Below are 20,122 nucleotides of genomic sequence, written 5' to 3' on the forward strand. Positions count from 1 at the left end.
CTATACTTCGTATATATTACCTTTGTTTGCAATACTGTGCGACCACGATATGTTAGAAGAATTACAGCGTCTACAAGCGTATATTGGTGTTTTAAAAACACGAATTAATCATTATGAAAGTGAAAATGCCGCCCTCAGCACAGCCAAGCAAACTGCTGAGGAACAGCATCATGCTCAAATTGTTCAAAGAAACGGCATCATTACTGCCAAGCAAGATGAAATTGAGAATCTGACTGAGCAATTAAGCAGCACTCAGGCGCAATTTCAGCAGTTAAACCAAGATGCGACAGCACTGGCAGACCGTTACAGTCGTTTGGAAAAAAGCTGTACTGATTTGAAAAACCGCTTTCAGGAAATTTTGGCTGAGCGCAATGAATTACGCATTCTGAAAGAAAAAATGCTGAATGATCAGCGTATGAATCAGCATGAAATTCAGACACTCAAACAAGAACGTGAAAGATTGTTACAAAAAAATGAGCATGCCAAAGCCAAAGTTGAAGCTATTATTCAGCGTCTTGCAATTTTAGGTACAGCTCAAGATCATCATGCGCAAGAAATTCAACAACTTGCCCACCCTGCCGAAGTGAGCGAGGAAGGTTAATATGTCAGTTCAAATTCCAATTGATTTACGTGTTTTAGGACATAGTTTCCGTTTAGCCACAACTGAAGAAAAAAGAGAAGATTTAGAGCGTGCGGCACAATTATTGAATGAACGCTATGATGAGTTTCGTCGTAAAGCGCCCAATATGGAACCGAGCAAACTGATTATTGTGGTGGCTTTAGAGTTGATGCAAGAGGTTCTTTCTATGAATAAATCTTTGCAGCATTATGAGCATTGTGAGCGTTTACTCAGCACCATTTTGCAAGAAGTTGAAGCCCTTACTTAAGTGTCGTTTTTTTGACTTAAGTTTGCATAAAGGCTATGCAAACAAGCTCTATCTTTACAGTTAATTCGTGAACATGAGTTGCCAAGCAACTGAGATGGGTTATACTAATTCTAACTCTGAGGTGTTCGCCAGCGAGTCTATATCCCTGCCGATACTTTAATCTTAGGATTGTGTTCTGCATATTTAGAGCGTATGCCCATCTCGTATGGGAAACCCAGCAAGTATGCGTCGCGTCCGCCTTGAACTTTTTCGGGTTCAGGGTAACGACATGCAGCGGCATCTTCGGAGCTATTTATTTTTAAATATCTAAAAATAAAATGTCTAAAAAATATAAAATCGTTTAGAAAAATGTATCAGCAGAAACCTTAAACCGCTCAGACAGCGCTTTAATATGACGAATATTCAACTGGCGTTTGCCGCTTAAAATCTCCGAAATCACAGATTGAGTTGCAACCTCTGCCAAGTCAGATTGACCTAATCCATGTTGCGCCATCAAAAAAGCTAAAGCAGCACGACCATCTCCATGAGGAATAGGCAGGTGTTCATTTTCATAAACAGAAACCAAGTCACCGAGTTGATGAATCAGCCCCATTAAAGGATGCGTTTCATCATCACCAACAATATCTAAAAGCTCATCTAAAGCCTCGACAAGTGCATGAAAATCTTTTTCATTTTCTGGTTTACTCAGCAAAGGAGCAACGTAGTGCCAGTGATCTACAGCCTGTTTAATCATTGCGTTCATACTAATCCTCCTTCCAATGACCTTTGTCATATTCTTTATGGGATAACACATGACGAATATACACACGCTTTGCCTGATACATCACAACAGCAATAAGTCGAATCTTATTCCCACCAATATCGAATACATGAAACTTTCCAACTTTATCAACTGCTGGAAATAACTGCTTCATTTCGGCAAAGTCTTTCGGATCATTTGCCTTAATAATTCGATACCAACCATCGAGTGCTGTTTCAGCCTGTGGCCACTTGTGCATTGCCTCTATAATTCTAGCGTGGGTGATCACATGCATAATATTTTATCGCATTTTGCTATAAATCAAGTATAAACTGATTATCGCATATTGCAATATTTTATAGCGAATTAAACAAACTCAGTTTCACCAACTTGATGATAGTGACGATTAAAATAAACCAACGCCTGATCTTGTTGATTTTTTTGAATGGCAACTATTGGGCAAATAAAAATAGTATGCGTCCCCACTTCTTGAATTTGCGAAATTTCACAATCAAAGCTGACCAATGCATTTTTTAATATAGGAGCGCCCGTTTCCAAAGCAGCCCATTCAGCCTGCTTAAAACGCTCATCGGAACTCAATTTTGATGAGGCAAATGCATTGGAAAGATGTTCTTGTTCTGCATTTAGCACATTCACACACAGCACTTTATTCTCTAAAAAACTGAGATGTGAACGCGATGATTTATTCATACACACCAATAATGTTGGCGGTGTATCTGTCACGCTACATACCGCAGATGCAGTAAAACCATGACGTCCTGCATCTCCCATTGTCGTCACTACATTGACTGCACTTGATAAGAAAGACATTGCATTTTTGAAGTCTGTTGCTTTAACCATCACCGTATTCCAACACTCAACTTTTTTAGAAAGTTCAAAGGATGCTTTTTGCCTGAAAAAGCATCCCTGATTCACTTAACTTAAATTCACTTGGCTTGAATTCACTTCGCCTGATCGAACGCTTAACTAGATAATTCTTGGCGAATAATCTTCGTACCAGCAGCCAAAGCCTGTAACTTGCCTCGTGCAACCTGACGACTCAATGGTGCCATTCCACAGTTAGTCGATGGGTACAACTTGTCAGCATCGACAAATTGCAATGCTTTGCGCAATGTATCTGCAACTTCATCGGCTGTTTCAATCGTATTCGTTGCGACATCAATCGCACCCACCATCACCTTTTTACCACGGATAAGTTCAAGCAAATCCATCGGAACACGTGAGTTGTGACATTCCAGTGAGATAATATCCAAATTAGACTGCTGTAGTTTTGGGAAAACTGCTTCGTATTGACGCCATTCTGAGCCGAGTGTTTTTTTCCAATCGGTATTGGCTTTAATGCCATAGCCATAGCAAATATGCACGGCTGTTTCACATTTCAAACCTTCTAACGCGCGCTCTAATGTTGCCACGCCCCAGTCATTCACCTCATCAAAAAACACATTAAACGCAGGTTCATCAAACTGGATGATATCCACGCCTGCTGCTTCAAGTTCACGCGCTTCCTGATTCAGGATTTTGGCAAATTCCCACGCCAGTTTTTCACGGCTCTTGTAGTGCGCATCGTATAAAGTATCAATCATGGTCATAGGACCAGGCAGCGCCCATTTGATGGGTTGATCTGTCAGTGAACGCAGGAATTTGGCATCTTCAACAAAGACTGGTTTTTGCCTAGAAACTGCACCCACCACAGAAGGGACACTGGCATCATAACGATCACGAATTTTGACTGTTTCACGTTTTTCAAAATCGACACCTTCAAGGTGTTCAATAAAGGTGGTGACAAAATGCTGACGGGTTTGCTCCCCATCACTCACAATATCAATCTCTGCTTGCTGTTGTTCATGCAGTGATAGACGTAGCGCATCTTGTTTTGCGTCCAGTAATTCTTGCCCTGTTAATTTCCAAGCTGACCAAAGCTTTTCAGGTTCTGCGAGCCACGAAGGTTTAGGTAAACTGCCAGCCGTTGAGGTCGGTAATAAAATAGCCATTTTGAATCTTCTATCTGTATTTTAAGTTAAGCAACACGTTCTTGATTGGCAGCATGTAGCGGCACGAACTTGGCAGCCCATTGTTCAAGAATATCTTGATAAGGCTTGATAAAGTTTTCTTCAGTCCATTTGCCCTGCTTGACTGCCAACTGACCTCGCTCAACACGGTCATATACAACTTGGGTTAATGAATAATCCTGATAATTCAAACTTGGCTGATAGACCTCGCCTGCAGGTGAGTTGGTGTTATAAATTTCAGGACGATAAATTTTCTGGAAACTTTCCATAGTACTGATGGCACTGATCAACTCAAAATCTGTGTAATCATGCAGTAAATCGCCAGAAAAATAGAACGCAAGCGGTGCATTGCTATTTTCAGGTTTGAAGTAACGCACGGTTAAACCCATTTTTTCAAAATAGTCATCGGTTCTTGAATATTCATCATTTTTATATTCTGTACCTAAGACAGGATGCACATTGGTCGTACGATAATAAGTTTTTGTGGTTGATACGCTCAGGCAAATCACAGGTTGTTTTTGAAACTCAGCTTGGAACACTGCTGAACTGACCAAATGCTGATAAAGCTTGCCATGTAAATCACCAAAACTTTCAGGCTTTTCATTTACTTTGCAGCCTAATGCTGGCAAGACCACACTAAAATCATAATCACGAACATACGATGAAAAACTGTTGCCAATCATGCCTTCAATACGTTCATTTGTTTGATGATCTGTGATCGTACTTTTTAGCATTTCAATGAATGGAAAAGTTTTGCCATTTCCTTCAATATCAATTTCTGCAGAAATAATGTCGATTTCAAGCGAATAACGATCACCTTTTGGGTTATCGCAAGATGCCAGCGAGTTAAAACGATTATTGATCATCGCTAAAGTTCTGCGTAAATTTTCCTGACGGCTTTCACCACGCGCCAAATTTGCAAAATTGGTGGTTAAACGCGTGTTGTTAGCAGGTTCATAGTTTTCGTCAAAACGAATACGTTTAATTGAACAGGTGAATGGCTTTGTCATGATGATCTACTACCCAAATTTAAAAAGTTAAAATTTCTGAATGAGGGTATTTATACTGGAACGACAAAGTGAATAAAAATGATTTAACCTCAGTCCAAAGTGAATTTTATTCACCTTAATTTAAAATATGCAGCAAAACATCTAAAAATGATGGTTTTTCTGTTATCCCTTAAATTTAAAAATTAAAATAAATATTTCAATAACAACAAGTTAAAACCAAAAAATATTTTTATTCCGATAAATATTGAAGAGTATATTTTAGAGGACAGCACATAGTTCATTCAGTAGATTTCAGCCCTGAATGAATGAAACTCAGCTTGAAGTTAGAAAATCTCAGCTTCTGATTGGCTTGGTTTAGCATCTTCGTGATCAAAATGTATTCAGTTGGTCACATCAAAAAACAACGAGAAAAAAATCGGCAGGCAAAAAAATAGGTCAATTCGTCAGTTGACCAATTGACCTTACGATAAGCTCACTCGGAGCTTCTTAGATGATGCAGTTTTATTGAACTTGTGCAGGAAAATCATCTTCTGCCAATGCAGCGGTAATTTGATCTACTGTTGCAGTGCTTTCCACAGTCACAATTTTAGTCGCTAAATCGACTTCAACTTTTGCAGCAGGATCAACATCTTGAATGGTTGCCGTGACACCACGTGCACAACCGCCACAAGTCATATTTTCAATCAATAGTTTCATTGCGAACTCCACACTTCTGCCTTTGTTGAACTGTAGTTTAAAGCTTACTATGCTGGCAAGGTCAAGCCTATTTTGGGCTAAAATTTACTTGACCTTACCATCGTGTCAATCTATATGCTAAACACATCCTCCAAATTATAGAGACGACCATGGACGCAAAACACCCAAATGCCTCTCCCTATCAGGAAACTTTGTCTATAGAAGGCATGACCTGTGCCTCATGTGTCGGGCGTGTCGAAAAAGCCTTAAAAAAAGTCGATGGTGTAGAAAAAGCTGAAGTGAATCTTGCAACAGAAAAAGCACTGATTCATGCATCGCAACCTTTAGACCGTGCACTGCTCATTAAGGCAGTGCAACGTGCAGGTTTTGATGTAGCTGCCATTCAACCAATCGAACTGTCTATTGATGGCATGACTTGTGCTTCGTGTGTAACACGTGTCGAAAAAGCCTTAAAGAAAGTGCCTGGTGTAGAACAAGCCAATGTCAATTTGGCGACTGAACATGCATGGATTCAGCCGAATGCCACTGTTTCTAGCCAAGACCTGATTCGAGCGATTCAAAAAGCAGGTTATGACGCCAAACTGCTGCAACACGACTCTAACGAACAACACGATAAAAAGAATCTGGAACAGCAACAACTGAAACGTGATTTAGTAATTTCACTGATTTTAGCCTTGCCTGTGTTTATTCTGGAAATGGGATCACACATGATTCCTGCCTTTCACATGTGGGTGATGCACAATATTGGGCAACAACAAAGTTGGTTGATTCAATTTGCTTTAACCACATTGGTGCTGCTGTTACCAGGACGTCGTTTTTATCAAAAAGGGATTCCAGCGCTGTTACATTTTGCGCCTGATATGAACTCTTTGGTGGCGGTAGGAACTTTGGCTGCATACAGTTTTTCATTGGTGGCAACGTTTATGCCGCAGCTTTTACCCGAAGGCACAGTGCATGTTTATTATGAAGCTGCGGCAGTGATTGTCAGTTTGATTTTGCTGGGTCGTTATTTTGAAGCCAAAGCCAAAGGTCGCACCTCGCAAGCCATTCAGCATTTAATTGGCATGCAAGCTAAAACTGCACGTATTCATCGGGATGGTCAAATCATTGAAGTGCCAGTGGCGGAAGTCAGCTCCAATACCATTGTCGAAATCCGCCCAGGTGAGCGCATTCCTGTAGATGGTGAAGTGATCGAAGGTCATAGTTATATAGATGAGTCAATGATTACAGGTGAGCCTGTTCCTGTAGCCAAACAAATAGGCAATCAAGTCGTAGGTGGCACCATCAACCAAAATGGCACACTAAATATTCGTGCCACTGCCATTGGTGAAGCTTCGGTGTTGGCGCAAATTATTCGCATGGTCGAGCAGGCGCAAGGGTCTAAATTACCCATTCAAGCCTTGGTGGATAAAGTAACCATGTGGTTTGTACCTGCCGTGATGTTATTGGCTGCACTTACTTTTATTGTGTGGTTTATTTTTGGCCCAGAACCTGCCCTGACCTTTGGTTTGGTCAATGCAGTCGCTGTTCTAATTATTGCCTGCCCATGTGCGATGGGTTTAGCCACACCGACTTCAATTATGGTGGGAACAGGTCGTGGCGCTGAAATGGGCGTGCTGTTTCGTAAAGGCGAAGCTTTGCAGCTTTTGCAAGATGTTAAAGTGGTCGCGGTGGATAAAACAGGAACGCTCACCGAAGGCAAACCGATATTAACCGATTTTCATGTGCAATCGGGTTTTGATGCAGATCAGGTCTTTGTACTTTTAGCATCGGTAGAAGCGAAATCTGAGCATCCCATTGCATTGGCGATTGTGCAAGCTGCAACAGAAAAGCAAGTCAGTTTACTGCCTGTTACCGAATTTGACAGCATCACAGGTTCAGGTATTGAAGCACTGGTGAATGGTCAACGTATTCAGATTGGTGCAGACCGTTATATGCAACAAATTGGGCTAGATGTTAGCGCTTTTAATGCAGAAGCTGCACGTTTAGGACAAGAAGGCAAAACACCAATTTATATGGCGATTGATCAACAACTGGCAGCCATTGTTGCCGTTGCAGACCCAATTAAAGACACGACTTTTGCTGCTATTGCAGCGTTGCATCAACTGGGTTTAAAAGTGGCGATGATTACGGGAGATAACCGACATACGGCTCAGGCAATTGCTGCACGTTTACAGATTGATCATGTGGTGGCCGAGGTTTTACCTGAAGGCAAGGTCGATGTTGTACGTGAATTACAACAGCAATTTGGACGTGTGGCTTTTGTGGGTGATGGTATTAATGATGCCCCTGCTTTGGCACAAGCCGATGTTGGAATTGCGATTGGTACAGGTACAGATGTTGCGATTGAAGCAGCCGAAGTTGTATTGATGTCGGGCAATTTACAAGGTGTGCCCAATGCAATTGCTTTGAGTAAAGCCACTATCCGCAATATTCGTCAAAATCTGTTTTGGGCATTTATTTATAATATTGCCTTGATTCCAATTGCTGCAGGCGTGCTATACCCGTTTGCAGGTATTTTGCTCTCGCCTATTTTTGCTGCGGGCGCGATGGCATTATCTTCAGTGTTTGTATTGGGTAATGCGCTCCGTTTAAAATATTTCCAAGCAGCACAGATTTAAATGCAACATACAAAAGGGTTTAGAAGATTGCTCTACGCCCTTTTTATGAGAGAAGTCACATGAATATTGGTCAAGCCTCTAAGCTATCGGATATTTCCAGCAAAATGATTCGTTATTATGAGCAAATTGGTTTACTGGATACCGCCAAACGCTCTGCTTCGGGTTATCGGATTTATTCTGAGCAAGATTTAAAAACTTTGTCTTTTATTAAGCATGCACGGGATTTGGGGTTTTCTTCTGAGCAAATGAAAGAATTGCTAGGTTTATGGAAAAATGCTGACCGACAAAGTGCAGAAGTGAAGCAACTCACGCTTAAACATATTGAAACCTTAAAACAGAAGATTACGCAATTACAGGAAATGGCGAACTGGTTGCAAAGCTCTGCAGATCATTGCTCTGGCGATGAACAGGCAGATTGTGTGATTTTGAAAGATATTGAATTGGGGAAGTGATTTGGAATTAAGCTTCCCCCATTCAAACAAGACCTGACAGTTATCCACTTGTTAGAAACCATTGTTGTATCTGTCAGCTTAAATTTAACTTAGGAAATCTACATCCCTATCTTTTTAATACATAGCATAAAAAAACTCACACTTTGGGGAAGTGTGGGGGGAAACTTGGAATATCTGTTACTTTATGGGAGCGTATTATATATAAACACAATTTGAATTAGTGAGCATTCTATATAATTTACGAGATAAATTTAACACTTTTTAAGAATCTCTCCGATAAACTGCACAACAATCAAGTTTTAGCACTATTCATTACGCATATTTTAGCGCGGTAATTCATATCCTTTTTCATTAATTAAACGAACCGCAGCATCACAGACTTCTGCATCATAAATTGTACCGTGTCCACGTATGACTTCTGCAAGTGCGACATCTACCCCTAATGCGAGGAGAAATAAATGACTTTAAATCAAATACGTCTGGCGATACTAAGTCACGAGATAATTTAGGCATACTTTACCCTGCACCCAACCGATGAATGGTTTTTAGACTGACTTCGCTCACTACAGGTACCACAATATTCTGAAAAGACATCACGATATTTCCTATTTACTTGCAAGCCTGATTGAATCAATCTCTTTTATCATCTTACAAGCTATTGATCATTTTTTAAGGCATTTAAAGGTTGAAATTTAAGGAAATTTTATAAAAAACTCCAAGCTCAAACTCAAAAACCACATTACGACTTCATCTATTTTGTGAAATACCTCTCATTTTTAAACGATAAATTTTTTAGAATGATTTATGCTATATCACACATCAATAAACGAAAATTGAATAACAAGAGAGTTTGATCTATGCCACATTCTTACCACCTCGAAAAACACTATATTGAACGGTCTGGATGGTTACGTGCTGCAGTATTGGGTGCGAACGATGGGATCATTTCTGTGACCAGTTTGGTCGCAGGAATGGCAGCAAGTGGTGCAAGTACCGAAACCTTATGGATTACTTGTTTGGCGGGTTGGATTTCTGGTGCGATTTCAATGGCAGCAGGTGAATATGTATCGGTCAAATCTCAAGAGGACATTGAGCACGCCGACTTAGCCATGGAAAAACACGAATTAAAACATAACCCTGAACTTGAACTCAAAGAGCTCACACGCATTTATATACATCGTGGCTTAGAACCTCAGTTAGCAGCGCAGGTCGCCGAACAATTGACCGCACACGATGCCCTCGAAGCACATGCACGCGATGAAATTGGCATTAATGAACAAACTGCCGCACAACCTATTCAAGCAGCCCTTGCATCTGCCGTTGCCTTTTCTTTAGGTGCGATGTTGCCTATGTTATCAATTTGGCTTCTTCCTACACATGCGCTGAATTGGGGTATCGTTGTCGTAGGTGTTTTAGCTTTGGGCGTATTAGGTGCAATTTCTGGTTATTTATCTGGCGCTGCAATGTATAAAAGTACCCTACGAATTATGCTTTGGGGCATTGCAGCAATGCTCGTGACAAGCTGGATTGGGTCACTGTTTAATGTCTAAACACATATTGAACTAAAACTTTATTCGATACTATTTACTCTTTGCCAAACTGATAGGAGCTTCCCATTATGAATCAAGAGCAGGCTTGGCAAAACACATTGCGCATTGCGGTGTATTTACTGTTATTTATTATTCTTTTTGGTTGGCTACTTAAAGTTGCACAAAGTTTTTTGCTCCCTGTACTGATGTCCATTATTTCGGTTTATATCTTGGCAACTTTAACCGATTGGCTTGGGAACTTTCCAGTACTCAAACATAGTCCTGAATGGATGCGCCGCTTAATGGTGCTGATTGGATTCATTATCTCGATGTTTGCATTTAGCCATATTTTAATTATTACTGGCGAGCAAATTTTGATTTCTGCACCCAATTATCAAGCCAATTTGGAAAAAATGCTGCAATCTTTTTCTTCGCGATTTAGTTGGGCGCAAGGTCTTGATTTAAGCGTACTTCGCGAGCTTATTTTTGAACGTATCAGCGTGCAAAGTTTTATTAGTTATATGATTGGCGCAGTGAGCTCCTTTACCAGTATTGTAGTACTCATCATTGTCTATGCAATGTTTCTCATCGCAGAAAAAGGGCGCTTTTCATCTCGGCTCAGTCTAGCATTCCCCAGCCAAGGTGCAAAGCGCACCAAATATTTAATTATGAATATTAATAAAAAGATTGGTGACTATCTTGCGGTGAAGACACTCATTAATATTATTCTTGCAACTATTTCTGTCATTATTTTATGGTTATTTGGAGTCGAGCATGCCATCTTCTGGGCGCTGATCATTGGAATTCTTAACTATATTCCTTATATCGGGTCTTTGTTAGGCGTAGTCTTTCCTGTGACTTTAACCTTGGTACAATTTGGCTCGATTCAAATGACTTTAGCCGTTGCAGTTCTTTTAACCATGGCGCAAATGTATGTTGGCAACGTACTCGAACCCAAAATGATTGGTAAAGAAATCAACCTTTCTCCTTTTGTGGTGTTGATTTCACTCTCACTTTGGTCATCGCTATGGGGGATTTCAGGCGCTATTCTTGCTGTACCTTTAACCTCGGTATTTGTGATTATTTTTGCTGAATTTGAAAGCACGCGTCCTTTTACATTATTGTTAATGGATGATGTTGAGCAAGATACAGATCAAGCGTAAATTTTGACTTGTAATCCATGCGGCAAACGCTGGCTAAAACTTAATTGATAACCATACTTTTCGAGCAATAACTTAACCAAAGATAAGCCCAAACCATGACCTTGCTGCTGCGCCGACTTACGCCAAAAACGCTGAGTCAATAAAGCAAGGTCATCATTACCCAGCCCCTGCCCTTCATCACAAATCCATAGTGCATTATCCTGATAATAAATGTGTATCGGTTGCTCAGTTTGAGCATGAACATAAGCATTTTCGATTAGATTTTTTAAAATAATGGCTAAAGTCGCATGTGGCAAAGCCAACTGCCCCAAATGCGCCCAATCAATATCAAGCCGCACCGCCAAGTTTGGATAGCCTAGTGAAAGTTCCTCAACAACGGTTTTTAAGGTCGGTGCAACGGGGATTGCTACAACAGTTTTATTCGGCTGCTGATTTTCAGTTTGACTCAGTAATAAAAGCTGCTCCAACAACGTTTCGTAGCGCAAAATACTCTGCTCTGCTTGCCTTAAGCTCGCACGTACTTTTTCTTGCTCTACTTGAGGCTGTTGCAACATTAATTGGCTGAGTTGTACAGTAAGCGTCCGCTGAACCCCATGCCTATTTTTTAATTTGAGTTGGATTTCCAGCGATGTGGCGTAATTCTTCTATTTGGGTCGCTTTATGCGTCGGCAGCCTTTTCAGCACATCACTTAAATAGGCATACGGATCCAAGCCATTCAGCTTTGCTGACTGGATTAAAGTCATGATATTCGCCGCTCGCTGGCCGCTGCGCAGCGAGCCAGCAAACAGCCAGTTCTTGCGCCCTAAGGCCCAAGGTCGCATTTGATTCTCTACCCAATTATTGCAAATCGGTAGATTGCCATCATCCAAATAGCGGATTAAAGCTGGCCAACGCTTCAGAGTGTAATTGATGGCCTTGGCGGTGGGAGAACTCGATGGCACTGTCAGATGATGTTGGTTGAGCCATTCATATAGTTGTTGCATCACTGGTTGACTATGCTGTTGTCGGTATTCGCGGCGATGTTCTGCTGTACCATCGGTCTTTTTCCTGAGTTCTGCTTCTATCGCATACAGTTTCTGAATCAGCACTAAGGCCTGTTCAGCGACCTGACTTTTCCCAGTTACATGCAGTTCATGGAATTTACGACGTGCATGGGCCATGCAGCCCACCTCAATGACCTGGCCTGATTTAAAGCGTGCTTTATAACCACTGTAATCATCACAGACCAGATGACCCTGCCAGCCTTTCAAGAACTCTTCAGCATGCTGGCCTGAACGACTATCCTGAAAGTCATAGATCACCGCCTGAACTGGATTGTACTGTGTGGTGGCATAGGCCCAGACATAACCTTTCTTCGGTTTTTTATCATTCTCACCCATCCGCATGATGGTGACCGGTGTTTCATCTGCATGCAGCACCTGCTGTTGTAGTACCACCTCTTTTAAGGCATTGGCCAGAGGCTCCAGTTCTACACCGCAGCGACCTATCCAGTCAGATAACGTTGATCTGGATAAATCAATACCCGCCCGCTGATAGATCAGACGTTGACGGTACAGCGGCAAATGATCGGCATACTTCGATACCAGCACATGGCTGAGCAATTCAGGTGAAGCAATGCCTTTATCAATCACATAGGCGGGCATCGCTTGCTGAGTCAGAGTGTCACACTGATCACAGACCCATTTACCACGCACATGCTGTTCCTTATAGAACTGTGCCGGTCTGAAATGCAGTTTTTCACTGACATCTTCGCCGATACGACGGAGTTGGCAGCCACAAGCACATTGGGTTGATGCAGGTTCATGCTCAATACGGATGGTGTGTAGATGATCTGGCAGTGGTCGACGTTTAGGTTTATTGGTTTTGGCTTTGTGTGTCACTGCATCGGTTTTATCTGCATTTAGCCGTTCCAGTTCTAGATCAACCGCGGCAATATCTTCTTCAACCGCTTCATCCCACAGGTGGATTTGTTTTGCAGTGAGATGTTCGTTTTTACTGCCGAATTTATGCTGTTTAAACAGCGCCAGTTCATGCTCGTATTTTTGATTGAGAATAGAAAGATGCTGAACTTTAGAATCTAATTGCTGATTGGTGACTTCAAGATGTTGAACTTTGGCATCTAATTGTTGATTGGTGACTTCAAGATGTTGAACTCTGGCATCTAATTGCTGGTTTGATTGTGCTAGAGACTGATGCTGCATCGCCAACTGTCTGGTGAATTCCAGCAGTTGTTCATGGGTCAGTTGGCTTAAGTCAGGCAGCGTATTCATGACCGCAGTATGCCTGAGGTCATGAAGAGAATGAAATAGAACGTTTGGAGGATGGCAGAATGGTCGAGCTTGGTTTAGAGCATATTCACCACTTGCTGCAATCCAATTCTCTGCCAAGGCAAACCTTGGATTAATGCCTGTAACTGTTCCGGGCTGAGGGCCACGGTTTCACCTTGGTGAACTTGAGCCCAGTGAAATTTACCCTGTTCCAAACGCCGGGCACACAGCCAGATGCCCAGTCCATCATGTACCAACACTTTCATACGATGACCACGTTTATTACAGAACAGGTAGGCGCAATGCGGTTTGATTGAGCCAAAGGCTTTCATAATCTGCGCCATGACCGTATCCATCCCTGCTCGCATATCCAGAGGTTGGGTGGAGAGCCAGATTTCATCAATGCGGATCATGTTACAAGTACCTTGAGTAATTCTGCTAAAGCAGATATTTTCGATACTTGCCATTTCAAGCCAATTTCTGCTTTTGAGTGGGGTAAAGTAATTTGAACTTTTAACATGTCAGTAGGAGTAGGATCTAATGGTGCAGAGCAAGATAAGGCAATAAATGCAGGTTTATTCGGTAGTGGTGAGCGATCACTCCCTGGCTTAGCATCAATTAAGCGAATCCATTTGGATACAAGATTTGTATTCAATCCATGTTGCAAAGCGACTGAAGCAATTGAAACGTCCGGTGCTTTACAAGCCTGAACGATCTGCTGTTTAAATTCAGCACTGTATGTTCTTCGTTTTTTCGCAAGAGATGCGATGGATGTCTGATTATTTGTAGTCATAAATTTAAGTCCCCACTTGTTTCTAAGTGGGGACTAAATTAAGGCTTATAGGATGAATTCAGAAGGTGTGTTCAGCGGACGCTTACCAACATTTGGCAAAATTCAAAGGTGAATATATCGAATTGTCGAATCGTGAATGGGCAATTTTAATGGCTTTGGTCAGCCACCCTAATAAAATTTTCTCTAAAAGTAATTTAGAAGATAAATTATATGATTTTGACAGTGAAGTCAGCAGCAACACCATTGAAGTCTATATTCACCATTTACGCGCCAAACTTGGCAAGGACTTTATTCGTACCATTCGTGGTTTGGGCTACCGTTTAGGGCAAATTTAATGCAATCCTACTCTTTGCAAAAACGTCTGATTGTTTATGTTTCTATCTTTAGTGTCATGTTGGGCTGCGTTTTGGTATTTGCAGCGTATCGAATTGCCCTAGAAGAAATGAATGAAATTTTAGATGCACAAATGCAAAGTTTGGCAGAACGCATTGCAGCGAACCACCCAGAACCTACGCGAAGCCAAATCAATTTAAATCAAAAATATAGTGAAGAAGACTTATTTGTCGATATTTGGGCATATGCTGATGCAACACCACAATTACACCCTCAAGATGTATTACTACTACAGCCTGTAGAAAAACCGGGTTTTTATAGTCATCAAACTCAATCTGAATTGTGGCGTACTTATATTTTGCCGCAGGAAAATCTGCAAATTCAAATTAGCCAGCAAAACTCTGTGCGCCAATATTTAGCTTTAGAATTAGCGGCAAATATGTTTATTCCCTATGCAATATTTTTACCCTTTGCCCTTTTGGCTTTGGGTTGGCTGATTCGTCATAATTTTCAACCACTAAATAACTTTAAAAGCGAATTGGCACGTCGTAAAGCGCAGGATCTCAGCCCGATTCACATGTTGGATTATCCTGTCGAGCTTGCACCCACGATTCAGGAAATGAATCAGTTATTTACGCGAATTTCTGCCGCACAGCAGGAACAGCGCCAGTTCGTTGCCGATGCTGCACATGAATTACGTACCCCACTCACTGCACTCAATTTACAAGTACAAATTTTATTGCAGCAATTTCCACATAGTGATGCCCTCAATAATTTAAGCCAAGGGGTTTTGCGTTTACAGCATTTAGTCAATCAGTTATTAAGCTTAGCCAAGCAAGATGCCTCAGATAGTCTAATTGAAAACGATCAAACCCTATCTTTAAATCAAATGACCATTGCCTGTGTGGAACAGCTCATTCAATTGGCATTGCAAAAAGATATTGATTTAGGTGTCGAACAACGCCAAGAGTTGAATATTCATGGACAAAGTTCTGCTTTACATTCCATTATTTATAATTTAATTGATAATGCGATTAAATATACCCCCAAACAAGGCGTGATTAATGTGACTATTTTTCAGCAAGAACAACATGCAATTTTGCAAATTGAAGACAGTGGTGCAGGCATTGACCCCGCACTATTCAATCAAATTCGACAGCGTTTTTACCGTATTCATAACCATGCGGAAATTGGTAGTGGTTTAGGTTTATCTATTGTAGATAAAGCCACCCAACGCTTAGGTGCAAGTTTAGAGTTTTCTAAAAGTGCCAGTTTAGGTGGTTTATGTGTGCAGGTTAAATTTCCGATGCGTTAAGATCGGGTTTTAAGTTAGATTTTGAGTGTGCAATTTATGCGCCAAGAATGCATAGGCAACCACATTCAAACACCAAGTAATCCAGCCTGTCCAAAGATTATGACTAAAAAAATGTGCCCCGCGCATCATTTGCGCCCAGCCCATCCCCATGCCTAAAATACATGCTGCAATTAAGAAAAAATAAGCACGTTTAGGTTGAGCAACCCGATAAACAAAATATCCTACCAATAAAGCAAAACCACTTGAGGCATGCCCACCAGGAAAACAATGCCCTGCCGTTGCACTTAAATCCCACCAAACGCCATGCGCTGTGGCAATGCTCATATCCCACGGGCAAGCATGTGCCGACTGCGATTTAAGTATTGCAATCACACTGGTTGAAATCACCGCCATCCAAAAGAAATAGCCAAACTCCCAACGACGAGCACGTAATTTTTGAAATCTGAAAGACAGCAACCAAGCCAGCAAATAGCTCAGATATACTGCAATCAGGATATATTTGACATACCGATGATTTAATACAGCCAATGCCCAGTCTTGTCGAAGTGGAAATTCTGCATGAGCATCCACAAAGGGTTGAATGAGGTATAAATCTAGCCTGCCTGCAACGCTAAAGAAATTGAGCAATATCAGCAAACTCAGAAGGCGTAAAATTGCTTGAAGAAGTAAAAATTTTGAATGCTGATGCCGCATGAGGAATACTCAACTCACTATCTATTTTAAAGTCTGTTTTATGCTTGTTTTTTAAGGAATTAAGCAGAAATCAGGCATGCACCCCAAGTCAATGCGATAATTGCCAAAGCAACAAATTGCGCTGCACTGCCCATATCTTTGGCATTTTTAGACAAGGGATGTTGCTCAATTGAAACACGATCGACCACAGCTTCAATGGCTGAATTAATCCGTTCGACAATGATGGCAAGTAAACACACCACTATCATGATCACTTGTTCGACACGACTAACAGGCATGAAAAAACTGAGTGGAATCAGCAGTGAATTAATCAGAATGATTTGCCGAAATGCCGCTTCATTTTGAAAGGCGGCTTTAAACCCTGCCAAAGAATAGCTTGTGGCATTCAAAATCCTTTGTAAACCAGAAGTGCCTTTGTAAGGAGAGCGTGGAAGCATAGTGAATCTGATTTGAAATAAATCCGATGTTAAGTCACTTAGCTTAAAATTGGCTTAAATATAACCTTTTGAGACTATTAAATTAAATCTGTGTAATATGTAACATTATGAATGCCTATTGAATAATAAGACTCCATCTAAAGTAAGCTGTAAATACCATCAATTTCTTATTGTTGAATCTAAGGTTGTATCAATTGCTCGGCTTCAACTTGCTTAATATCAAAATCAGGACTTTCTTTGGCTTGAATAATTTGCACAGGAATAAAGCGCACTTGAACCACACTTGGTTTTCCACGTGGGTCTTGTGCTAATTTTTGATTCAATGCAGAAATCTGTTGAGGTTTTGGCGCTATATCTCCACGCAAGACTACGCGAATTAAAGTCATCTCTTTACGCCGATCAAACTGCACCGTATCAATCAAATTATTATGTTGATTAAATTGACTTTCAATCAAGCTTTCTACCTGATGTTCATACATCTGTTTATTTAACATCATCATAAAGTTAAAGCTTAAATAGATACCCAGCGCAAAAAGTACTAAAAGACTCACGATATTTCTTTTAATAAATTCAATTACTGTGCTATTTACTTCTTCATCTGAACCGCGTCTAAAACCTGCTGCCCATAACACCAGTGAAGAACTAATTTGAATAGCAACAATATTGGTCAGTGCCAACAGCAGAGCATTTGCTGCATGTTTCCATTCCAGATGCGCAATTAATATGCCACTTGCAACCAGCGGCGGTACCAAAGCAGTCGCAACTGCAACGCCAACAACAGCCACAGACAGACGTGGTGAAACGGCTGCAAATGCCCCTGCTGCACCACCCGCAAGTGCAATCATTAAATCCATAATGGTAGGCTGAGTTCTAGACAGAATTTCATGGGTGATAGGTAAGTTAATATTGATAAGACCTAAAATGATGCCAATACTGACAATCATCGACACACCTAAAACTAAGGTTTTAAATGCTGTTTTAAAAAACAACCATCGATTATCAATAAATGCTAAAGCCATACCTGAAATAGGGCCTAGCATCATCGCAACCAGCATTGCACCAATCACCACTGCGGCTGAATTTGACAATAAACCATAGCCCGCAATAATCGCTGCCAAAGCATTCATTATAAAAAAGGTTTTGCTTGGTAAGGCATCCGCTTGAATGTTCAACCGTACTTGTTTATGATCAATTTTTTTAGAATTTTCGCGCTCCGCCTGTTTGTATTTCAGCTTTTCTTTCAAAAGTTCATATTTTTCTTGTTCAGGACTGTCTTCAACCACTATCGTTGGATCTTGATCTTTTTCCAAAGCATACCTCCGTGTCAGCTAAAGAAGAATCTTTCCAAATCCTCATACGGCCGTAGACTTTGTGCAATTACGCCCATCATGTTTAGCTTCATACAATTTATTATCTGCAAGTTTCAGTACATCAGAAACATCTTCTGCATCTCGAGGCCAAAAAGCGATGCCAACAGAGATGGTGATTTGACCCATCTGATTAATCGTAGTTTCCTGCATGGTTTTTCTAAGCCGCTCTGCAGCTTTATACACCACATTTGCATCTGCAGTCGTCATTAAAACTAGAAATTCTTCACCGCCACTACGACAGCAAACATCCTGTTCCCTAAAATTAGTTAGCATTATTTGCGCGAGCGTTTTAAGTACCACATCACCTTGATCATGCCCATACTGATCATTAATTTGCTTAAAAAAATCTATATCAATGGCTAATACTGCAAATTCGGTACGAGTCTCTAGCAGTTCATTTAAAAATAATTGCATACCACGACGGTTATATAAACCTGTTAATGGGTCCGTATTGACACGATGTTTTAACTCCGCAATCCGATCACTAAAGGTTTCCGAACTCATTAATAATGAGGTTCTAAACTTTAAAACCTCGAAATACCACGGATCAACTTCTTTAATTTTATTTTCAATGTCCGCATGATTGAGCATACTTGCCATACGTGCCAAGCGGTTCAAAGGTGAAGAAATAAAGCTTGAGATATACCAAATCAATAAAAAAATAAAAAAGTAAAAAATGAAGATTCCAATCGATACTTTAAAAATCAGCGTATTAGCTTGTGCAAGTAAATCATCTGTGGGCTGCTGAGAAACTACAATCCAATTTACACTTGGAATATGTGCAAAACCCGCCAAATTATCTATACCTAAACTATTCTTTAAACGAATTGATCCCTTTGTATTCTTATTAATATAATCCAAACCTGTATTATTGATAATTTTTTCACCAATTCGCTTTTTATCTGGATGAAAAATAATACGATTATGTTGATCAATCACATACATATAACTTTTTTTATAATCATACTGAGTATTGAGCATGGTATTAATCAAGTTCTGCTCCTGTAAATAAATCGTACCACTGATTAAGCCTAAATATTGATGTGTTTTATTATAAATAGGTTGTGACATCATGACGATTAAATTATTACTTATAGACCAATAGGGAGATGAAATATAAGTTTTCTTTTTTTCAATAGATCCATCAATACCAATGGTACTATAAGCCTGATTAAAATTAAGTTTTAATGTATTAGGTGCATAAGCTAAAATATGTTTATTCTGCTCTACCAATAAAACACTATTAAAATTATTCGATTGATTTTTTAAGCGTTTTACTTCTTCTTTTCTAACTTGTGTATTATAAAATTTTTTTTCTAATAAACGTGCACTATAATCCAACTCTTGCAGCATATCTGAAAAATGTTGATTGGCACTGGTGGCAATTTTTTCTGCATATTTTTCATTGATCGAAAGTGAATTTTGAATTAATTGTTGTTTAATTACATAATTTAAAATAAAAATACTTACGACAAATAAGCCTGATACACTTAAAATTGTGGAAATTAAAATAAGTTTACGCAGATCCAATCCAAGTCGTAGTAAAAAATGTTTCAACAGTTCCTACCCCAAAAATTCAAAAACTGTGACAATTGCCAACTTTAACACATAATTTTACAACTCAATCACATAATTTTAAAGCAATATAGTTGAATTTTTGATGTTCAATTCAACAAATTGGATAATTCGCTTGTTGCTGACCACAAACTAAATCAGAAATATATCCTCTAAATACAATTTCTACCACACACTTCCTAAGAATGCACCGACTAATAACAAATAAAGA

The 20,122-nt window shown here is 40.2% G+C and carries 20 protein-coding genes, 1 other RNA gene and 2 pseudogenes; 9 read left to right on the forward strand and 14 right to left on the reverse strand.

What is annotated here, in order from left to right:
* Nucleotides 1-49 precede the first annotated feature (49 nt).
* The 3 genes from J4G44_RS11010 (at nucleotide 50) to ssrS (ending at nucleotide 1,180) form a co-directional block, all read left to right on the forward strand.
* Nucleotides 50-601 carry a hypothetical protein gene (locus J4G44_RS11010; RefSeq protein ID WP_207973654.1) on the forward strand — a complete coding sequence of 184 codons (552 nt, stop codon included), beginning with the start codon at nucleotides 50-52 and terminating at the stop codon, nucleotides 599-601.
* Between the two features lies 1 nt (nucleotide 602).
* Nucleotides 603-887, forward strand: a complete 285-nt coding sequence (locus tag J4G44_RS11015) for a cell division protein ZapA (protein ID WP_004970518.1) — start codon at nucleotides 603-605, stop codon at nucleotides 885-887.
* A 110-nt stretch (nucleotides 888-997) separates the two neighbouring features.
* A non-coding RNA gene (gene ssrS, locus J4G44_RS11020) (6S RNA) lies at nucleotides 998-1,180 on the forward strand.
* Between the two features lie 47 nt (nucleotides 1,181-1,227).
* Here the strand turns inward: ssrS and J4G44_RS11025 are convergent.
* From J4G44_RS11025 to J4G44_RS11050, 6 genes are all read right to left on the reverse strand, one after another.
* The gene (locus tag J4G44_RS11025; RefSeq protein ID WP_004970519.1) at nucleotides 1,228-1,629 is read right to left on the reverse strand and encodes a helix-turn-helix domain-containing protein; all 402 of its coding nucleotides are present in this window, start codon (nucleotides 1,627-1,629) and stop codon (nucleotides 1,228-1,230) included.
* 1 nt (nucleotide 1,630) lies between these two features.
* Nucleotides 1,631-1,921 carry a type II toxin-antitoxin system HigB family toxin gene (locus J4G44_RS11030; protein ID WP_019836372.1) on the reverse strand — a complete coding sequence of 97 codons (291 nt, stop codon included), beginning with the start codon at nucleotides 1,919-1,921 and terminating at the stop codon, nucleotides 1,631-1,633.
* A 71-nt stretch (nucleotides 1,922-1,992) separates the two neighbouring features.
* Nucleotides 1,993-2,487 carry a flavin reductase gene (locus J4G44_RS11035; protein WP_004970523.1) on the reverse strand — a complete coding sequence of 165 codons (495 nt, stop codon included), beginning with the start codon at nucleotides 2,485-2,487 and terminating at the stop codon, nucleotides 1,993-1,995.
* 122 nt (nucleotides 2,488-2,609) lie between these two features.
* Complete coding sequence (locus J4G44_RS11040) at nucleotides 2,610-3,638, reverse strand: methionine synthase (protein ID WP_004970525.1); 1,029 nt, start codon at nucleotides 3,636-3,638, stop codon at nucleotides 2,610-2,612.
* 26 nt (nucleotides 3,639-3,664) lie between these two features.
* Complete coding sequence (locus J4G44_RS11045) at nucleotides 3,665-4,666, reverse strand: putative oxygenase MesX (protein ID WP_154320486.1); 1,002 nt, start codon at nucleotides 4,664-4,666, stop codon at nucleotides 3,665-3,667.
* 501 nt (nucleotides 4,667-5,167) lie between these two features.
* Nucleotides 5,168-5,362 carry a heavy-metal-associated domain-containing protein gene (locus tag J4G44_RS11050; RefSeq protein ID WP_004970528.1) on the reverse strand — a complete coding sequence of 65 codons (195 nt, stop codon included), beginning with the start codon at nucleotides 5,360-5,362 and terminating at the stop codon, nucleotides 5,168-5,170.
* Between the two features lie 149 nt (nucleotides 5,363-5,511).
* Here J4G44_RS11050 and J4G44_RS11055 point away from each other — a divergent pair, with 149 nt between their 5' ends.
* From J4G44_RS11055 to J4G44_RS11070, 4 genes are all read left to right on the forward strand, one after another.
* Complete coding sequence (locus J4G44_RS11055; protein ID WP_180044189.1) at nucleotides 5,512-7,983, forward strand: heavy metal translocating P-type ATPase; 2,472 nt, start codon at nucleotides 5,512-5,514, stop codon at nucleotides 7,981-7,983.
* A gap of 59 nt (nucleotides 7,984-8,042) precedes the next feature.
* A complete protein-coding gene (gene cueR, locus J4G44_RS11060; RefSeq protein ID WP_207973655.1) occupies nucleotides 8,043-8,435 on the forward strand; it encodes a Cu(I)-responsive transcriptional regulator in 393 nt (130 codons plus the stop codon).
* Nucleotides 8,436-9,292: 857 nt separating this feature from the next.
* The gene (locus tag J4G44_RS11065; RefSeq protein ID WP_180008687.1) at nucleotides 9,293-9,985 is read left to right on the forward strand and encodes a VIT1/CCC1 transporter family protein; all 693 of its coding nucleotides are present in this window, start codon (nucleotides 9,293-9,295) and stop codon (nucleotides 9,983-9,985) included.
* Nucleotides 9,986-10,053: 68 nt separating this feature from the next.
* On the forward strand, nucleotides 10,054-11,127 hold the full coding sequence (locus J4G44_RS11070) for an AI-2E family transporter (RefSeq protein WP_207973656.1): 1,074 nt from the start codon (nucleotides 10,054-10,056) through the stop codon (nucleotides 11,125-11,127).
* Here the strand turns inward: J4G44_RS11070 and J4G44_RS11075 are convergent.
* The 4 genes and pseudogenes from J4G44_RS11075 to tnpA form a co-directional block, all read right to left on the reverse strand.
* Nucleotides 11,118-11,681, reverse strand: a complete 564-nt coding sequence (locus J4G44_RS11075) for an ATP-binding protein (protein ID WP_180008684.1) — start codon at nucleotides 11,679-11,681, stop codon at nucleotides 11,118-11,120. The two genes, J4G44_RS11070 and J4G44_RS11075, sit on opposite strands and share 10 nt — an antisense overlap.
* A gap of 50 nt (nucleotides 11,682-11,731) precedes the next feature.
* Nucleotides 11,732-13,398, reverse strand: a pseudogene (gene tnpC / locus J4G44_RS11080) (IS66 family transposase).
* A gap of 74 nt (nucleotides 13,399-13,472) precedes the next feature.
* On the reverse strand, nucleotides 13,473-13,808 hold the full coding sequence (tnpB, locus tag J4G44_RS11085; protein WP_166236265.1) for an IS66 family insertion sequence element accessory protein TnpB: 336 nt from the start codon (nucleotides 13,806-13,808) through the stop codon (nucleotides 13,473-13,475).
* Complete coding sequence (gene tnpA / locus J4G44_RS11090) at nucleotides 13,805-14,188, reverse strand: IS66-like element accessory protein TnpA (protein ID WP_207973658.1); 384 nt, start codon at nucleotides 14,186-14,188, stop codon at nucleotides 13,805-13,807. The genes tnpB and tnpA overlap by 4 nt, the downstream gene beginning before the upstream one ends.
* 77 nt (nucleotides 14,189-14,265) lie before the next feature.
* On the opposite strand from tnpA, the pseudogene J4G44_RS11095 reads away from it, so the two are divergent.
* Both J4G44_RS11095 and J4G44_RS11100 read left to right on the forward strand, forming a co-directional pair.
* Nucleotides 14,266-14,523 (forward strand): annotated as a pseudogene (locus tag J4G44_RS11095) (winged helix-turn-helix domain-containing protein); the annotation flags it as partial.
* The gene (locus tag J4G44_RS11100; RefSeq protein WP_207973659.1) at nucleotides 14,523-15,836 is read left to right on the forward strand and encodes an ATP-binding protein; all 1,314 of its coding nucleotides are present in this window, start codon (nucleotides 14,523-14,525) and stop codon (nucleotides 15,834-15,836) included. The pseudogene J4G44_RS11095 and the gene J4G44_RS11100, both read left to right, overlap by 1 nt.
* A 9-nt stretch (nucleotides 15,837-15,845) precedes the next feature.
* Here J4G44_RS11100 and J4G44_RS11105 read toward each other — a convergent pair whose 3' ends face one another.
* The 4 genes from J4G44_RS11105 to J4G44_RS11120 form a co-directional block, all read right to left on the reverse strand.
* Complete coding sequence (locus J4G44_RS11105) at nucleotides 15,846-16,529, reverse strand: phosphatase PAP2 family protein (RefSeq protein ID WP_207973660.1); 684 nt, start codon at nucleotides 16,527-16,529, stop codon at nucleotides 15,846-15,848.
* Nucleotides 16,530-16,588: 59 nt separating this feature from the next.
* Nucleotides 16,589-16,966, reverse strand: a complete 378-nt coding sequence (locus tag J4G44_RS11110; protein WP_207973661.1) for a diacylglycerol kinase — start codon at nucleotides 16,964-16,966, stop codon at nucleotides 16,589-16,591.
* Nucleotides 16,967-17,145: 179 nt separating this feature from the next.
* Nucleotides 17,146-18,276, reverse strand: a complete 1,131-nt coding sequence (locus J4G44_RS11115) for a TIGR00341 family protein (protein WP_004970544.1) — start codon at nucleotides 18,274-18,276, stop codon at nucleotides 17,146-17,148.
* 42 nt (nucleotides 18,277-18,318) lie between these two features.
* Entirely contained in the window at nucleotides 18,319-19,893 is a 1,575-nt protein-coding gene (locus J4G44_RS11120) for a sensor domain-containing diguanylate cyclase (protein WP_180009250.1), read from the reverse strand.
* Between the last annotated feature and the right edge of the window lie 229 nt (nucleotides 19,894-20,122).

It is taken from the genome of Acinetobacter towneri (assembly GCF_017498585.1).
GTDB classification, from domain to species: Bacteria; Pseudomonadota; Gammaproteobacteria; order Pseudomonadales; family Moraxellaceae; genus Acinetobacter; species Acinetobacter towneri.

Excerpts from the sequence above, each read along its gene's own strand:
- J4G44_RS11010 (WP_207973654.1), top strand. The coding sequence starts at position 50 with ATGTTAGAAGAATTACAGCGTCTACAAGCGTATATTGGTGTTTTAAAA.
- J4G44_RS11015 (WP_004970518.1), top strand. The coding sequence starts at position 603 with ATGTCAGTTCAAATTCCAATTGATTTACGTGTTTTAGGACATAGTTTC.
- J4G44_RS11025 (WP_004970519.1), bottom strand. The coding sequence starts at position 1,629 with ATGAACGCAATGATTAAACAGGCTGTAGATCACTGGCACTACGTTGCT.
- J4G44_RS11030 (WP_019836372.1), bottom strand. The coding sequence starts at position 1,921 with ATGCATGTGATCACCCACGCTAGAATTATAGAGGCAATGCACAAGTGG.
- J4G44_RS11035 (WP_004970523.1), bottom strand. The coding sequence starts at position 2,487 with ATGGTTAAAGCAACAGACTTCAAAAATGCAATGTCTTTCTTATCAAGT.
- J4G44_RS11040 (WP_004970525.1), bottom strand. The coding sequence starts at position 3,638 with ATGGCTATTTTATTACCGACCTCAACGGCTGGCAGTTTACCTAAACCT.
- J4G44_RS11045 (WP_154320486.1), bottom strand. The coding sequence starts at position 4,666 with ATGACAAAGCCATTCACCTGTTCAATTAAACGTATTCGTTTTGACGAA.
- J4G44_RS11050 (WP_004970528.1), bottom strand. The coding sequence starts at position 5,362 with ATGAAACTATTGATTGAAAATATGACTTGTGGCGGTTGTGCACGTGGT.
- J4G44_RS11055 (WP_180044189.1), top strand. The coding sequence starts at position 5,512 with ATGGACGCAAAACACCCAAATGCCTCTCCCTATCAGGAAACTTTGTCT.
- cueR (WP_207973655.1), top strand. The coding sequence starts at position 8,043 with ATGAATATTGGTCAAGCCTCTAAGCTATCGGATATTTCCAGCAAAATG.
- J4G44_RS11065 (WP_180008687.1), top strand. The coding sequence starts at position 9,293 with ATGCCACATTCTTACCACCTCGAAAAACACTATATTGAACGGTCTGGA.
- J4G44_RS11070 (WP_207973656.1), top strand. The coding sequence starts at position 10,054 with ATGAATCAAGAGCAGGCTTGGCAAAACACATTGCGCATTGCGGTGTAT.
- J4G44_RS11075 (WP_180008684.1), bottom strand. The coding sequence starts at position 11,681 with ATGTTGCAACAGCCTCAAGTAGAGCAAGAAAAAGTACGTGCGAGCTTA.
- tnpB (WP_166236265.1), bottom strand. The coding sequence starts at position 13,808 with ATGATCCGCATTGATGAAATCTGGCTCTCCACCCAACCTCTGGATATG.
- tnpA (WP_207973658.1), bottom strand. The coding sequence starts at position 14,188 with ATGACTACAAATAATCAGACATCCATCGCATCTCTTGCGAAAAAACGA.
- J4G44_RS11100 (WP_207973659.1), top strand. The coding sequence starts at position 14,523 with ATGCAATCCTACTCTTTGCAAAAACGTCTGATTGTTTATGTTTCTATC.
- J4G44_RS11105 (WP_207973660.1), bottom strand. The coding sequence starts at position 16,529 with ATGCGGCATCAGCATTCAAAATTTTTACTTCTTCAAGCAATTTTACGC.
- J4G44_RS11110 (WP_207973661.1), bottom strand. The coding sequence starts at position 16,966 with ATGCTTCCACGCTCTCCTTACAAAGGCACTTCTGGTTTACAAAGGATT.